Below are 16,267 nucleotides of genomic sequence, written 5' to 3'. Positions count from 1 at the left end.
ACCATGTCATTCACGTTAGGAACGGCTTCATGAACTTCCGCTCATCTCTCGCCTGCACTTCGAGCGATATCGCCCGCTGGGGGCTGCGCTCCATCCTTAAGCGCCAGGGCGGCGTACTCCCCGGCCGCATCGCCATGAAGATCGACCCCGAGCTGCTAAGCGACCTCGCGAGCCTTGTCGACCGCAGCGTGGTGGTCACCGGCACCAACGGTAAGACCACTACCTCCAACCTCATCGCCGACGCCGTTGCCGCCAGCGGCGCCACCGTGGTATGCAACCGCGCCGGCAACAACATGGAGCCGGGCGTGGTGGGTGCCCTGCTCGAGGGCCGCAGCGATCTTAAGCGTGCCGACAGCAGCAAGCGCGTAGGCGTCTTTGAGTGCGACGAGCTCTACACGGTGCGCGTCTTGCCCAAGCTCAAGCCAACGTACTTTGTGCTGCTCAACCTGTTCCGCGACCAGCTGGACCGCTACGGCGAGATCGACCACACCCAGGACGTCATAGCCCACGCGTTGGAGCTTTCGCCGGCAACGACGCTCATCTATAACGCCGACGACCCGCTCTGCGCCTCAATCGCCGCACGCGTCCCCAATGTGAGCATCGCCTTTGGCATCGACGGCGCCACGGGCACCGAGTCCGATCGCATTAGCGACTCGCGTTTTTGCTCGCAATGCAACGCGCCGCTGAAGTACGACTATGTGCAGTACGGCCAGCTCGGCGCCTATCATTGTCCTTCGTGCGGTTGGGGTCGCCCCGCGCTGGTCCGTCGCGTGACAGGCGTTGAGCTCGGCTGCGACGGCTACGGCTTTGACCTGGCCTTTGGACCCGAGGCAAAAGCGCCCGCAACGCACATCGCCACGCGCTACAACGGCCTGTACATGGTCTACAACGTTGCCGCCGCCTTCTTTGCGGCGCGCGAGTTGGGCGTGGACGCAGTGCATCTGCAGCCCACGCTCGATGCCTACGTCCCCGCCGGCGGACGCATGGGCCGCTGGGAGATTGCCGGCCGTACCGTCGAGGCAAACCTGGCCAAAAATCCCGTGGGCTTCGATCGCCAGATCCAGTCCATTAAAACGGCAGGCGGCAGACTCTGCGCCTTCTTCCTGAATGACAACGACGCCGACGGCCACGATGTCTCGTGGATCTACGACGTCGACTTCGAGCGCATCGCCGATACCCCAGGGCTTATCGCCTTTGCCGGGGGTACGCGCGCGCACGACATGCAGGTGCGCCTGAAGTACGCCGGCATCGACGCCGCCATCATCTCGAATATCGAGCAGGCGATCGGCGCCGTGGCAGATGAGGCAGCCGATGACACCTTCTATGCCGTCGCCAATTACACGGCATTCCCGCCGCTGGTCAAAGAGCTCGACGGACTTAAAGACGCCGATGCGAGCTCGGTTGCCTCCTGCGCCGTAACACGCACCGATGGCAGCGCCGTCCCCACCGATATTGCGCCGGTCGAGCTTCCGCGCCCGCTGCGTATCGTCTATCTGTATCCCGATGCCCTCAACCTCTATGGCGACGGCGGCAACGTCATCGCCCTCGAGCGCCGCTGCGCCTGGCGCGGCATTCCCGCGCGCGTGGACGAGGTCCGCATGGGCGAGACGCTCGATCTTACCGACGCCGACATCGTCATGATGGGCGGCGGTGCCGACCGCGATCAGTTGGCTGTGGCACACGAGCTGCTCGCTCAAAAGGACAAGGTTGCGACATATGTTGAGGACGGCGGCTCGTTGCTCGCTATCTGCGGCAGCTATCAGCTGCTCGGTCGTTCGTACTATATGGGCGAGAATCGCATCGAGGGTCTAGGTGTCATCGCCGCCGAGACCGTGCGCGGCTCCGACCGCCTGATAGGCAACGTCGCCGTCAAGACCGACCTGGCACCCGAGCCCTTTGTGGGGTTCGAGAACCACGGCGGCCGCACCCTGCTCGATGCAGAGGCCACGCCGCTCGGAACATCTGTCGTCACGGGCACCGGCAACAACGGCGACGATGGCTTTGAGGGCCTCATCTACAAGGGCGTCATCGGCACGTACCTACACGGACCGGCACTGCCCAAGAACCCCGAGCTCGCCGACTGGCTCATCGCCCATGCCCTCGAGCGCCGTGGCGATGCACAGGCCGCCGCCCTGCTGCCGCTCAAGCCCCTCGACGACACCTACGAGCACGCCGCCCACGACGCCGCGATGAAGCTCCTCCCCTAACGCCCCGCCACCACAAAGGGACAGGCATCTTTGTGGTGGTTTTTCAGTTTGCCAACGATATGTGAACGAATAAAAAAGTCTGCTATACTCTTTCCCGCTGTCCCCATCGTCTAGCGGCCAAGGACGCCACCCTTTCAAGGTGGATATCGCGGGTTCGAATCCCGCTGGGGGCACCATTTGAGACGAGAAGCCCGTTACCCCCGCGGTGACGGGCTTTTTTCTACCCAACGCCGGGATTCGAACCCGACAGGGTGCGGAGCTGAGGAAACGCGAAGCGTTTTCCAGCGCAGCACGCAAGGAGCGGAGCGACGCAGCGAAGGCGGGCGGCGCCAGCCGCACGCGGATATCCCGCTGGGGGCACCATTTGAAACGAGAAGCCCGTTACCCCCGCGGTGACGGGCTTTTTTCTACCCCAACGCCGGGATTCGAACCCGACAGGGTGCGGACCCCGGCAAATCGGCGGCAAAACGGACTCCAAAGCGTCCTTCGCAATCAAAAAGCCAGGGCCCGCGCGATGCGGACCCCGGCTTAATACCGTGACGATATGTTGGCTATGCCCTACACGTAGAACAGGATGTCGTCGTAGGTCGGGACCGGCCAGTAGTCGGCGGCCACGATCTCCTCCATGGCATCCACGGAGGCACGCAGCGTATCCATAGCGGGAACGACCTCGTGTGCATACACATTGGCCTGCTCCTGGCCATCGAGAGCCTCGGCCTTCTGATGCACGGCGTCGAGCGCCTTGATGGAGTCGTTGATGGCGGTGATACCGTTGCAGAGCTTGTTGAGCGTGTTCTGCTCGCACTGCATGGCGGCCTCAGCACCGGCGGCACGAATTGTCTCAAGGCCCTTAGCGACCTTGGTGGCATAGGCGGTAATGACCGGACGATAGGTACGACGTGCCTCGCGAATCATCGTGGTAGCCTCGATGTTCATGAGCTTGTTGTACTTCTCGAGCTTGCAGTCGTAGCGGCACTGAGCCTCGGCCTTGGTCAGAACGCCCGTCTCCTCAAAGAGCGCGATAGCCTTATCGGAAACAAAGGCGGGAAGAGCGTCGGCCGTGGTCTTGTTGTTGGCAAGGCCGCGCTTCTCGGCCTCGATGGGCCACTCGTCGGAGTAACCGTCGCCGGAGAACAGGATGCGCTGGTGATCGGTCAGCACCTTCTTACAGTACTCGAGCGCGGCGTCCTGGAACTTATCCTCGGGCGTACCCTCGAGTGCGTCGGCGAAGGACTTGAGCGACTTGGCCACGGCGGCATCGAGCACCAGGTTGGAGTCGGAGACGTTCTGCTCGGAGCCGCAGGCACGGAACTCGAACTTGTTGCCGGTGAAGGCGAACGGAGAGGTGCGGTTGCGGTCGGTGTTGTCCTGCATCAGCTTGGGCAGGGTATCGGCGCCCAGGTCGAGCACGCCGCGCGTGGCATGGACGGAAGCCTTGCCATCGATGATCTTCTCGACGACCTCGGTAAGCTGGTCGCCCAGGAAGATGGACATAATCGCCGGAGGAGCCTCGTTGGCGCCCAGACGATGGTCGTTGCCGGCCGAGGCAACGGAGGCACGCAGGAGCTCCTGGTAGTTATCGACGGCCTCGATCACCGCGGTGAGGAAGACGATGAACTGCAGGTTGTCGAGCGGGGTGTCGCCCGGATCGAGCAGATTCTCGGACTCGGTGCCAAGCGACCAGTTATTGTGCTTGCCCGAACCGTTGATGCCCTCGAAGGGCTTCTCGTGCAGCAGGCAGACCAAATCGTGGCGGGAGGCGATGAGCTTCATCTTCTCCATCATGACCAGATTCTGGTCGATGGCCTCGTTGACCTCGCCATAGACGGGGGCGAGCTCATGCTGGCAGGGAGCGACCTCGTTGTGTTTGGTCTTGGCGGGAATGCCAAGCGCCCACAGCTCATCGTCCAGGTCCTTCATATAGGCCGAGACGGTGGGGCGGATAGCGCCAAAGTAGTGCTCCTCGAGCTCCTGGCCCTTGCAGGGAGCAGCACCAAAGAGGGTGCGGCCGGTGATGACCAGGTCCCTGCGCTTGCGGTAAGCGTCCTTCTTGATCAGGAAGTACTCCTGCTCATCGCCCACGGAAGGAACGACCTTCTTGGGGGTCTTACCAAACAGCGCCAAAACGCGCTTGGACTCACGCGAGAGCGCGGTCATGGAGCGCAGCAACGGGGTCTTCTTGTCCAGGGCCTCGCCCGTGTAGGAGCAGAAAGCCGTGGGGATGCACAGGACATCGTCCTTGATAAAGGCGGGGCTGGTGGGATCCCAAGCGGTATAGCCGCGGGCCTCGAAGGTGGCACGCAGGCCGCCGTTGGGGAAGCTGGAGGCGTCCGGCTCGCCCTGGATGAGGTTCTTTCCCGTAAACTTGGTAATAGCGGTGCCGTCGTGGTTGGGTTCGAGGAAGCTGTCGTGCTTCTCGGAAGTAATGCCCGAAAGCGGCTGGAACCAGTGCGCGTAGTGCGTCGCGCCCTTGGAGATGGCCCAAACCTTCATGGCATGGGCAACGGCGTTGGCCACATCCAGGTCGAGCGGCTCACCGTCCTCGAGGGTTGCAGCAAGGCGTTTCCAAATGTCCTTGGGGAGGTAGTCCTTCATGACTTCCTCAGAGAACACCATGGTCCCGAAGCGGTCAGTAAGTTCGGCCATACGGAACTCCCTTCGTATCGGCACCGCGTGAGAAGCGGTGTTGATTACTAACGAACGAGTCATAGCTTAGACTCGACGTGTTTCCGCGACATTACCGTTATGTTGCCGTCGCGAAACTAATCAATGAGGTTACCGCATCGCGGCGATGTTGCCACCCTCAACAGTCAATCAACTGTATAAATTGCAGACCTCTCCGCATGGTTTACGGGTAGTCTTTTTGGGACGGGGCTTTTTTAGCTGCCCTATTTAAATATGGTCTCAAGCTTTGGAGGCGCCAGATTGGGTAGCTAAAAAAGCCCCGTCCCAAAAAGACTACCCTGCGTACCTGGTTGATGGGGTAAAAAAGCTCCAAATTAGCTACGCTGTTATAGGGAATGCCGATAGCGAAACATCTTCGATTGATATTTCCAAATAGCGAGTAAAACTCCACCGTAGCGCAGCGGTGCTGTAGAATCCTTACAACACATCACGCTAATGTATCTAAAGGAGCACGATATGCGCGTCGACGAGGTTTTTAAGCAGGCAGCATCCCAGGGCACCACGCCCGTTTCGTTTGAGATGTTCCCGCCCAAGGGCGAGCTTACCCTCGACACGGCTCGCGAGGTGGCTGGCAATCTGTGCAAGCTTTCGCCGAGCTTTGTCTCGGTCACCTGCTCGGCCGGCGGCTCGGGCAACGGCTCCGCCACCGCCCCCATCGCGCATATGATTACGAGCGAATTCGATACGCCCTCGGTGGCGCACCTCACCTGCGTTGGCCGCACGCATGCCGATATCGCTGCCAAGATCGACGAATACCGCTCCGCCGGCGTAGAAAATGTGCTGGCCCTGCGTGGCGATCTTCCCGCCGGCGCGAGCGAGGATAACAAGCCCGCCTCGGACTACGCCTACGCCCGCGACCTCATCCCCGAGCTCGTCGACGCCGGCTTTTGCGTGGGCGCCGCAGCCTACCCCGAAGGCCACATTGCCTGTGAGAATCTCAACCTCTCGGTCGAATATCTCAAGCAAAAGCAGGACGCCGGCGCGAGCTTCTTTGTGACGCAGCTCTTTTTTGATAACGAGTGCTTCTACCGTTTTCGCGAGCTTGCCGACAAGGCCGGTATCACTGTGCCCATTACCGCAGGCATCATGCCGTTTATGGGCAAGTCGCAGATCAGCCGCATGGTCTTTATGTGCGGCGCGTCGCTGCCCTCCCCCGTCATCAAGATTCTCGCCAAATACGAGAACGACCCCGAGAGCCTGCAGGCAGCCGGTGTAGATTATGCAGCCCGCCAGCTTTGCGACCTTAAGGAGCACGGTGCCGACGGTCTGCACCTGTACACTATGAATCGTCCTGCGATCGCCGCAACCATTATGGAGCGCCTGGGGTAATGGAAAAACCGCACATCGATACAGCTTTTGGTGAAGTGCCGGCCGACCTTGCGTCGCCGGCGCTCTACCGTATCGATGATGCCCACCATCCCCGCGTCGATCGTGCCGAGATGCTGCGGTATCTGGGTTACGGCGGCCAGCAGATTGAGCCCGAGCTGTCGCAGCGTATTGAGCTTGTCGTTGAACGTTTGGAACTGGACATTGAGCCCCGTGGCGTGCGCCGCGTATTTGCCGTCGATGCCATGGGCGTGGACGAGCAGGGAGAGCCCAGCATCCGTCTGGTTGGAACCAACGTTGAGCTGCGCGGTCGCGATATCTATCGACATCTCAAAGACGCCCGCTTTGCCGCGCTCATGGCATGCACCCTCGGCATGGACGCCGAGCGTCGTCTGCGCACCACGGGAGCCCAGCAGCCCCTAGAGGGAGCCGTGCTCGATGCCGCGTGCTCCGCCTATGTGGAAGCTGCCGTCGAGCAGATGGACCAGCAGGTCAAGGCTGCGGCCGCCGCACACGGACTCGCCGGTAACTGGCGCTTCAGTCCCGGCTACGGCGACTGCCCGCTTACGGCTCAGCGTTCAATCGTGGCTGCACTCAACGCCACGCGGCTCATCGGGCTTACCGTCACACCTACCAGCCTGCTCATGCCCACCAAGAGCGTGACCGCGGTGATCGGTCTGTTTGACGGCGAGGTCCACGACGCCCAGAGTCGCCCCACCTGCAATATCTGCCGCATGCGCGAGCACTGCCGCTTCCGCGCCGCCCACACCACCTGCTATTCCAGCCATTAGGAGCCCCCGATGTTTACTCCGCTTATCACTCATGATCTGGACGGCACCGCGCTGGCGGCGCCCGTTGATGCTGCCCGCCGCAAGGGCGCCACGTACAAGACGCGCACGATCGACGACCTTTGCATTAAGGACGATCGCCTGCGCGCCGCCATCGAGGGCACGGGGCACCTGCTGTTCGACGGCGGCATGGGCACCATGCTGCAGGCGGCCGGCATGAAGGCCGGCGCCCTGCCCGAGCTGCTCAACTTTGAGGAGCCCCGGGTCATTACCGATATTCAGCGTCAGTATGTCGAGGCCGGCTGCGATGTGATCACCGCCAACACCTTTGGCGCCAACGCCCACAAGCTCGACGGTGCCGCCACCGTGGCAGATGTCTTTGCCGCCGCCGTCGCCTGCGCCCGCGCGGCCGGTGCCCGCTACGTCGCCGGCGATATCGGCCCCATCGGTGCGCTGCTTCGCCCCTTGGGTACCCTCAGCTTCGACGAGGCCTATGACCTCTTTGCCGAGGAAGTGCGCGCTGGCGTCGAGGCGGGTGTGGACCTCTTTATTATCGAGACCATGACAGATCTTGCCGAGATCAAGGCGGCGGTCCTTGCCTGCCGCGAGAACTCCGAGCTGCCCGTCTTTGCCACCATGACCTTTGAGGAAGACGGCCGCACCTTCCTGGGCACGAGTCCCGAGGTTGCCGCTATCACGCTCGACGCCATCGGCGCCGACGTCCTGGGCATCAACTGCAGCCAGGGACCGGCCGAGCTCCGAGGGCTCGCCGCACGCATGCTCACCGTTACCGACAAGCCCGTTATGGTGCAGGCCAACGCGGGACTCCCCCACGTGGACGACGACGGTAACACCGTCTTTGACATCCAGGCCCCCGAATACGCCAAGGCCGTCGCCGGCATGATCGCCGACGGCGTGAGCGTCGTGGGCGGTTGCTGCGGAACCACGCCGGCGCACATGGCAGCGCTGTGCACGCTTATCGATACCCACACGCCCAGTCCGCGCCACCGCAAGCCCAGCATGTCGGTCACAAGCGCCCAGACCGTGGTGGACCTCCCCTGTGACGGCCACAAGATCGCCGTCATCGGCGAGCGCATCAATCCCACCGGCAAAAAGCGCCTGCAGCAGGCCCTACGCGACGGCGACCTGGACTACGTCGTAAGCCAGGGCATCAGCCAGCAGGAGCAAGGCGCCGACATCCTGGACGTCAACGTGGGCCTGCCCGAGATCGACGAGGTCAAGATCATCCAACAGGTCACCGAGCAGCTCCAGGGTTCCACGCTGCTGCCGTTGCAAATCGACTCCACCGACCCCGCAGCCGTCGAGGCCGCCGTGCGCCGCTACGCCGGCAAGCCCATCATCAACTCGGTCAATGGCAAGCAGCAGATCATGGATGAGATCTTTCCGCTGGTCGCCCATTACGGCACCAACGTCGTCGGCCTCACGCTCGACGAAGGCGGCATTCCCGATACCGCCGAGGCTCGCTTCGCCATCGCCGAGCGCATCGTGGCCGAGGCCGCCCGCTACGGCATCGGACCGGACCGCATCCTCATCGACTGTCTGGTCATGACCGCCTCGACCAATCAACGCCAAGCCGAGCAGATTCTGCGCGCCATGTCCCTGTGTAAGGAGCGTCTGGGCGTCAAATGCGCGCTCGGCGTGTCGAACATCAGCTTTGGTCTGCCCGCCCGCCCGCTGCTGGGCTCGGTCTTTTTGGCTGCCGCCTTCGGCGCGGGCCTGGACGCTCCCATCATGAACCCGGGCTCCAAGCGCTTTATGGATACCGTCTACAGTTATCGCGTCTTGAGCGTTGAGGACGAGGGCTCGACCGGATACATCGAGCGCTACGCCGGCTGGACCGATCCGTACAAGATCGCCGCGAACCCGGCGGCGGCTCAGACAGTATCGACCGACACTGTGCCCGCCGCTGGCACCGACGGCACCGACGGCAACGACGACCCGATTTGTCGCATGGTCGTCTCGGGCCGCAAAGGCGAGATTGCGGCCGAGACCGAGCGTCTGCTGGCAGACCACGACGCCATGGACCTCATCAACAACCACTTTATCCCCGCCCTCGACGAGGTTGGCGTCCTCTTTGACCAGGGAAAGTTCTTCTTGCCGCAGCTCATGGCCTCGGCCGAGGCCGCGCGCGTGGGTTTTGACACCATCAAGCGCCTGATGCCCGCCGGCGAGATTGCCGACAAGGGCAAAATCTGCGTGGCCACCGTCAAAGGCGACATCCACGACATCGGTAAGAACATCGTCAAGATGCTGCTCGATAACTACGGCTATACCGTCTTTGACCTAGGCCGCGACGTCGACCCGCAGGAGGTGCTCAAGACCGTACGGGAGCGCGACATCAAGCTCGTCGGCCTCTCGGCGCTTATGACCACCACGGTCGTCGCTATGGAGGAGACCATCAAACTGCTTCATGCCGAGGTGCCGGGCGTCAAGATCATCGTAGGCGGTGCCGTACTCACCCCCGAATACGCCAAGCAGATCGGCGCGGACTACTACGCCAAGGACGCCGCCGAAAGCGCTCGTATCGCCGAAGAGGTCTTTGGGCAGTAACACAACGGAAACAACCGAGCACCAAAACGTGCCGCATGCGCCACTTGGCACGTGCGGCACGTTAGAATAGACAAGACTATGCTCGTTTTGGCAGATAGGAGTGCAAGGATGGCGATCACGCCCGCAGAAATCGCGGAAACCCGCGGCATGGTTGAGGAGCAGAACCTCGACATCAGGACCATCACCATGGGTGTTTCGCTCATGGGTTGCGGCGACGAGAACCTCGACCGCATGTGCACGAAGATCTACGACCACGTGACGCACACGGCTGAGCATCTGGTCGAGACCGCCGAGAACCTCGAGCGCGAGTACGGTATCCCCATTGTCAACAAGCGCGTTTCCGTCACCCCGGTGGCGCAGATCGCCGCGTGCTGCAAGGATGAGGACCTCACCCCCATCGCGCATGCCCTCGACCGCGCGGCCGAGACGCTCGGCATCGATTACCTGGGCGGCTTCTCCGCACTCGTCCAGAAGGGCATCGGCGACGCCGACCGCCGCGTCATCCAGTCCATCCCCCAGGCGCTCGCTACCACCAGCCGCGTCTGCTCCAGCGTCAACGTCGCCAGCCTGCGCGCCGGCATCAACATGGACGCCGTGCTCATGGCGGCTCAGACCATCATCGATGCCGCCAAGCTTACGGCAGATGAGGATTCCGTCGGTGCTTCCAAGTTTGTCTGCTTTGCCAACATGGTCGAGGACTCCCCGTTTATGGCGGGCGCCGTTCACGGCGGTGGCGAGGCCGACGCCGTCATCAACGTAGGCGTCTCGGGCCCCGGCGTTATGGCCGCAGCCCTGGAGAAGCTGCCCGATTCCGCATCGATGATGGAAGTCGCCGAAAAGATTAAGCAGACCGCCTTTAAGATCACCCGTGCCGGCGAGCTCATGAGTCGCGAGGCCGCCCGTCGCCTAGGTGTCGAGAAGGGCATTGTCGACCTGTCGCTAGCGCCTACGCCTGCCGTCGGCGACTCCGTCGCGCGCATCCTCGAGATCATCGGCGTGGGCACCTGCGGTGGCCCCGGCACGACCTGCGCGCTCGCCATGCTCAACGATGCCGTCAAGAAAGGCGGCGTCATGGCCAGCTCCAGCGTGGGCGGCCTCTCGGGCGCCTTTATCCCCGTGTCCGAGGACGCCGGCATGATCGCCGCCGTCGAGGCCGGCGCGCTTTCGCTCGAGAAGCTCGAGGCCATGACCTGCGTGTGCTCCGTTGGCCTGGACATGATCGCCATTCCCGGCGACACCCCGGTCGAGACTATCGCCGGCATTATCGCCGACGAGATGGCCATCGGCGTCATCAACAATAAGACCACGGCCGTGCGCGTGATCCCCGCCATCGGCAAGGGCGTGGGCGACTGCGTCGAGTATGGCGGCCTGTTTGGCCGTGCGCCCATCATGCCGGTGAACCCCAACGCCGGCACCGTGCTTGCCCACCGCGGTGGACGATTCCCGGCGCCGCTGAACTCGCTCAAGAACTAGCTGAAGGGTTCGGGCGGGAGCCCCGGTGAGGGCAAATATATAAGGTCGCCTGCTCGGACAGTCCTGACTCGCACGGAGAGCACATTATGTGCTCTCCGGCTCGTGCGGAACTCGCGATCGACCTTATATATTTGCCCTCACCGGGGCTCCCGCACATCGGGACCTCAGTTGGGTTCTATCCCGGTTGCAGTTGCTTCGCTCCTGCACCACTTGGCTGGTGCGGCGGTTTGGCGTTGGAACGGTTCTTTTTCTGATATATGCTGGTTGCGGCTCTTCTTTTGGGAGGAGTCGCTTTTTTGTTGTGAGGAGGGATGGCCCGTGGTTGATGGGGATGCTCGTTCTGAGCTTCTTTCTGCGGATTGGAATGGCGAATGGATGCGCTTGCAGGCTGGTCGGCGGCGGGCTGATGATTCTTTTGAATGGGATAAGCGTGCTCGGCATTTTCGGCCGCTTGAGACTGCCCCCTACGCCCGAGATTTTATAAAGCTGCTGGCGCTTGAGCCCGGCGAGTCGGTGCTCGATATGGGGTGCGGGGCCGGGTCGATTGCTGTTCCGCTTGCTCAGGCTGGACATCCCGTGATTGCTGCTGATTTTTCCCCTGCTATGTTGGGCACGCTTGATGCTGGCATTGAGTACTATGGGCTCGAGGATCGCATTACACCGCTTGAGCTTGCTTGGGATGATGACTGGGATTTGGTTGGACCGGTCGCGAAAGCGGTAGATGTTGCCTTTGCGAGTCGCTCGGTTACTACGAACGACCTAAAAGGCGCGCTTGCCAAGCTCGACCGTACGGCTCGGCGGCGTTGTGCTGTCACGATGGTCGCCAACTCCAGCCCGCACTATGACCTGCACGTGATGAATGCCATCGGCGCCTCGGTTACCCGTAGCAATGGTTTTTTGTACGCCTTTAACATCCTTATTCAGATGGGTGCACTACCGCAGGTCACGTATTTTGAATCGTCCCGTCGTGACACCTTCGATAGCCTCGAGGCCGGCGTGGCGGACCTCTCCCGTATGCTCGAGCATGGCAACGAGGATAAGATCGATCGTCTGCGCGACTATATCGCCCAACATATGATCGAGAACCCCCATGCCGGCGAGCCGGGATCCAAGGGCGTGCCACAGGGACGTTACATGCTCGACCACATCCGCAAAGTCCGATGGGCGTTTATCGCCTGGGAGCCGGTCTCTGCGCCCCGACCGTAGCCCATCTAAAGTATGCATCGTCTACCCGCCCGGCATCCGCATTCTTTGCGAACTGGCAAACGCGCTCCACACCGCGCCGTTCCTGCGCTATCGTGGGACAGCTCACGTAGATTAAGGCCCCATCGCGGGGCGCCCCATACATAGAAAGCGAGAACCCATGGCACTGACAGGAGCCCAGGTCAAGCAGCTTCGCAGCATGGCCCATCACCTCAACCCCGCCATCATCATCGGTAAGTCCGATGTCAACGAGGGTACCGTCGAGCAGACGGTCGCCTACCTGGAGAAGCACGAGCTCGTTAAGTGCTCCGTGTTGGACGGCTCCAGCCTTTCTGCCCGCGAGGCCGCCGAGGAACTCGCCGAGCGCTGCCACGCCGACGTCGTTCAGGTTATCGGCCGCAAGTTCTCGCTGTATCGAGAGTCCTCGCGCAAGGATATCGAGAAGATCAAGCTCGTCTAAGGGCCGATCGGTTCACACAGAGCAAGCCTGCGGGCGTCCGATTGATGCGGGCGCCCGTTTTTTATCGCTCAATGAACGGTCGGTTGACCCTGCTTTCGACCAGACGCTCGTAGAGACGCTTGGTCTCGGGCTCGGGAACGCCTGCGACCTGTTCCTTAAGATGATGGATATGCCCGCTATAGAGCTCGACGATATCGCGGCGTCTCCCCGCCGCTCCGTACACACGCATGGCGCATCGCACCATGTCCTCGCGTGCGGTCTCCTGACGTAGCCCCGCTTCTGCTAGCCAGATTGCCGACTGCAGGTCGTTTTCTTCCAAGGCAGCGCTTGCTCCCACAATCATGCAGTCGATAAACTTCGACTGCATGATGCGGCGCATGCGCAAAAAGTACGTCGGATTGCAACCGTTGGGGATATACAGCGGTCCGGTATAGAGCTGTTCGATCTTAAGACACAGCTCGACCAGGTGAGGCCCACGCACTCTTGTGCGATTACCCAAAATCTCGCGGCTTATCTGCTCAAATAGCTTCACATCGGTCTTAACGTAATCCCTGTTGAGGCCAAGGCAGTCGTTTTGAATCAGGACGCACGACTTGCCATCTGGCGTGGGTCCCAAAGCGGATCGTAAGCGTGACACAGTCGAATACAAGTTGTTACGGGCGCTACTGTACTCGGCATGTGGCCACAGTTCCATAGCCAAGGTCTCGCGATCGACAAACGAATCGATACCCAACGCAAGCCGCTCGGCAAGCGTTGCCGCTTTCTTACGACGCCACATCTTGTCTGTGATGGGAAATCCGTCGCGCTCGGCACGAAACGCGCCAAACATGCGAATCTCGATATGATCGATAGCGTCGACGGGTTCGACCTCGCCGACCTGGAACAGCCGCTCGCTCTCTCCCTCCAAATCGTCGCGCAGCGAATATCGCGATAGCTCACGCACCGGGAGCTTCTTTCGAATCTTGGCAGCAGGCTCGCCCAGGCAATGCATCGCAAGGCGTGCAAACAGCCGATACGCTGGCTCCAGAATCCCAGAACGATTCATAGACATCCAGGCGGCAAGATCGCTGTCACGGCCCGCAGACGCCAAATGCAGCGCTACGACCCAAGCCTCCGCGCCGCCGACTTGTGTCCGACTTAGGTCGAGCAGCTCTGCCTCTTCTCGTACCGATACCATCGACGTATTGCGAAGGCTTGATGCACGCTCCAACAGCAACGCGTTGTCGCGCATGTATGCGATCGACTCGTCAGCAAGCTTGAGTACCTGGACCGCGCGGAACTTCGCGTTGACCGGGCGCCCCTCGGCGAGCGCCTGCCAGCCTTCAAGTAGCAGGCCAAACAGCTGGATTTGATTGTCACGCACGCGCACGGCAAAGCGATCGAGCTCATTAAACGCCGTATCGTCAGTCATTGGCAGGCCTGCAAGCAGACGCCGTGCCGCCAGCACCATACGCACCCAGACAGCCGGTGCCTTAAGCCCACGAGCATCGAGTGCCTCCCGTGTTCGAGACATCTCGTCGTCACGCTCATCGATTTCCATAAAGGACCCATCGAAGAGCTCCACCAACATCCGATCTGCCCGTATAAGAATCTCTGCAATATCGAGTTCGCAATCATATACCTTGTTCGCCTTGAGTCCCGAAAGCGCTGCGCCGTCTTTCGCCTGTTCGGTCAGCCGGCTCTTAACCTCGATATGCGCCGACAGCATATCGAGCGCAGCACAAGATGCCTCATTTTTTGGAAGAGCAGGATTGGCTGGAAGCCCAAGCTCGCAATCTCCATAACAGACGACCGTAAGCACCTGGGCGACTTTCCAAGAAACCAAATCAATCTCGCGGACCGACTGTGCGCTCGCATGTTCGACAATCGAGGCCATATACCGGGCCAGTTTAGTATTCGAAACGCTTACCGCCGCCAAATAGACACCAAGTGCCTCGGTGGGCGTCGGCTCCAACGCGGGATTGTCGGCATCCGTCGTCCTCAGTACCGCGCGACAGACATCCCCTCCATGCCCAGTCAGAGCCAAATCGACACCATACTGTCCAGCAAGCTCAAGGACGGCATCGCGATCCAAAAAGGCATCTGCCAAATCCATCGCAGCATCGCATCGGCCCGCCTTGAGCAGAATGCGTGCCGCGCGCATAACGAGTTCTGGACGAATTTCCGCAACCATTTTTCGTAATCTCAGGCGCGCGTTATCCTCGGTGCCCATACACGTAAAGCTTCGGTCGACCGGATCGACACCAAAAATCGGATAATCACGAACAAGATAGGACTGATCGATCATGGAGAGCCTGACACCGCATGCCTCAAGTTCCGCAATCTTGCCCTCGCCCATCAGGGCCATCACGCACGCCACGTTAAATAGGGCGCCGTTATCGATTGATGCCATATCGGCAAGTGCCGCACCGTATACGTTGACAATCTCGTTTTCGAGCAAGCTGGCAACGTCGCCCTCTCCGTACAGCCCCGTCTGCATAGCCGAAACCAACTCGGGAACACCCTGTGTGAGCTGATAAAAATCGAGCGACGTGCTAATCGAGAACGCCGATGCCCAAGCCGAATACTCATAGGCATGCACCTTGAGCATCTGCGCATTGATCTTGACCGAGTCACCCAGCCCGCGAATCAACTGGCGATTTGAGGGGCGGCAGGTGACAAAGACCCCGATCCCCATAGTGCGCAGGCCTCGAATTCGATCGATAAGCTCCTCGGTATCTTGCTGATCGAGGTTGGGGACGTTATCAATCGCAATCAACGATCGCGGTTTGTCCTCAAGTTCATCTGTGACCACTTCGAGCTGCATAAACACCTCGCGGGCAATCGCGCGGTCAGCCTCGATGATTCGTACCAGACCGCGCGTCGGGTCGCTTTTGACTTCCTGAGTGTACTGAAGCAATATCGATGTTTTCCCAAACCCATCTGGTGCATAGAGCAACACAATGCCCGCCTTGCGGCCCTTGACAATCAACTCGCTCATCAGGCGATCACGTCGGACCATATAACCTGTGCCCAATGGCGCCAATTCGAGATCGTCCGTATCGTTCAGCCCGTTCATCATGCTCGCTCCTTACCTCGGCCACATGGACACCGTAATCGCAAGACAGCCCAAGCCATCCCGTAAATCGAACGACGCAGAGTTTTAGGTTGTCTTTCGGTTCGCATTTGGCAAGTTTTTGTTCAGCGAGCGCCGATTGAAACTTTTCCCCCAACCAACCGGTCTTTGCGCAGGTCAATGCGCTTGCCAGCATGTCCCACTCATTTGGCAGTGTAACGCAATGGGGCTTGTAATATTTTGTTGCGCAACTCGCCTACGCGCTGCTACCGTTTGCGACTCATTAGTAGCATATTTGAATAGAATATGCTAGAGAATGCATCACACTATACGAGGCACCACCGTCAAGCTTTTGGCAAGCTAATGTTATGCACACCATAAAGCCCGCGGTGACGCATAATTTCTTTCGCAAATTGACAACCGCATAGCGGAACACGGCCCGCGCCCCGTCATATGATTTCTAGCGACTAAACAACAAATCACCGACGAAGGGGGCACG

9 protein-coding genes and 1 tRNA gene are annotated in these 16,267 nt (G+C 60.7%); 8 read left to right on the top strand and 2 right to left on the bottom strand.

Annotation, left to right across the window (positions count from 1 at the left end; translation table 11 throughout):
• The first annotated feature begins 29 nt into the window (after positions 1–29).
• A complete protein-coding gene (locus ACTQWD_RS03825; protein ID WP_441559292.1) occupies positions 30–2,207 on the top strand; it encodes a MurT ligase domain-containing protein in 2,178 nt (725 codons plus the stop codon).
• Between the two features lie 99 nt (positions 2,208–2,306).
• Positions 2,307–2,383: transfer RNA gene (locus tag ACTQWD_RS03820), tRNA-Glu, on the top strand.
• 382 nt (positions 2,384–2,765) lie between these two features.
• Here the strand turns inward: ACTQWD_RS03820 and ACTQWD_RS03815 are convergent.
• Positions 2,766–4,853: a glutamine synthetase III family protein gene (locus tag ACTQWD_RS03815; RefSeq protein ID WP_154517961.1), complete on the bottom strand. Its 2,088-nt coding sequence runs from the start codon at positions 4,851–4,853 to the stop codon at positions 2,766–2,768.
• A gap of 495 nt (positions 4,854–5,348) precedes the next feature.
• Here ACTQWD_RS03815 and ACTQWD_RS03810 point away from each other — a divergent pair, with 495 nt between their 5' ends.
• From ACTQWD_RS03810 to ACTQWD_RS03785, 6 genes are all read left to right on the top strand, one after another.
• Entirely contained in the window at positions 5,349–6,221 is an 873-nt protein-coding gene (locus ACTQWD_RS03810; RefSeq protein ID WP_441055158.1) for a methylenetetrahydrofolate reductase, read from the top strand.
• The gene (locus ACTQWD_RS03805) at positions 6,221–7,009 is read left to right on the top strand and encodes a hypothetical protein (protein ID WP_441055160.1); all 789 of its coding nucleotides are present in this window, start codon (positions 6,221–6,223) and stop codon (positions 7,007–7,009) included. The genes ACTQWD_RS03810 and ACTQWD_RS03805 overlap by 1 nt, the downstream gene beginning before the upstream one ends.
• 9 nt (positions 7,010–7,018) lie before the next feature.
• Positions 7,019–9,577, top strand: coding sequence for a homocysteine S-methyltransferase family protein (locus ACTQWD_RS03800; RefSeq protein ID WP_441559291.1), 2,559 nt, complete (start codon positions 7,019–7,021; stop codon positions 9,575–9,577).
• A gap of 108 nt (positions 9,578–9,685) precedes the next feature.
• The gene (locus ACTQWD_RS03795) at positions 9,686–11,050 is read left to right on the top strand and encodes a PFL family protein (protein WP_427719427.1); all 1,365 of its coding nucleotides are present in this window, start codon (positions 9,686–9,688) and stop codon (positions 11,048–11,050) included.
• A gap of 318 nt (positions 11,051–11,368) precedes the next feature.
• Positions 11,369–12,256, top strand: a complete 888-nt coding sequence (locus tag ACTQWD_RS03790; protein WP_441559290.1) for a methyltransferase domain-containing protein — start codon at positions 11,369–11,371, stop codon at positions 12,254–12,256.
• 157 nt (positions 12,257–12,413) lie between these two features.
• On the top strand, positions 12,414–12,713 hold the full coding sequence (locus tag ACTQWD_RS03785; RefSeq protein ID WP_117839974.1) for a YhbY family RNA-binding protein: 300 nt from the start codon (positions 12,414–12,416) through the stop codon (positions 12,711–12,713).
• Between the two features lie 61 nt (positions 12,714–12,774).
• On the opposite strand, the gene ACTQWD_RS03780 is transcribed toward ACTQWD_RS03785, so the two are convergent.
• Positions 12,775–15,693, bottom strand: coding sequence for an AfsR/SARP family transcriptional regulator (locus tag ACTQWD_RS03780; RefSeq protein WP_441559289.1), 2,919 nt, complete (start codon positions 15,691–15,693; stop codon positions 12,775–12,777).
• Positions 15,694–16,267 lie beyond the last annotated feature (574 nt).

It is taken from the genome of Collinsella sp. LCP19S3_B6 (assembly GCF_052121815.1).
Lineage (GTDB): Bacteria > Actinomycetota > Coriobacteriia > Coriobacteriales > Coriobacteriaceae > Collinsella.
Note: the sequence above shows the minus strand (reverse complement) of the source record. Positions and strands in the feature narration are given on the sequence as shown.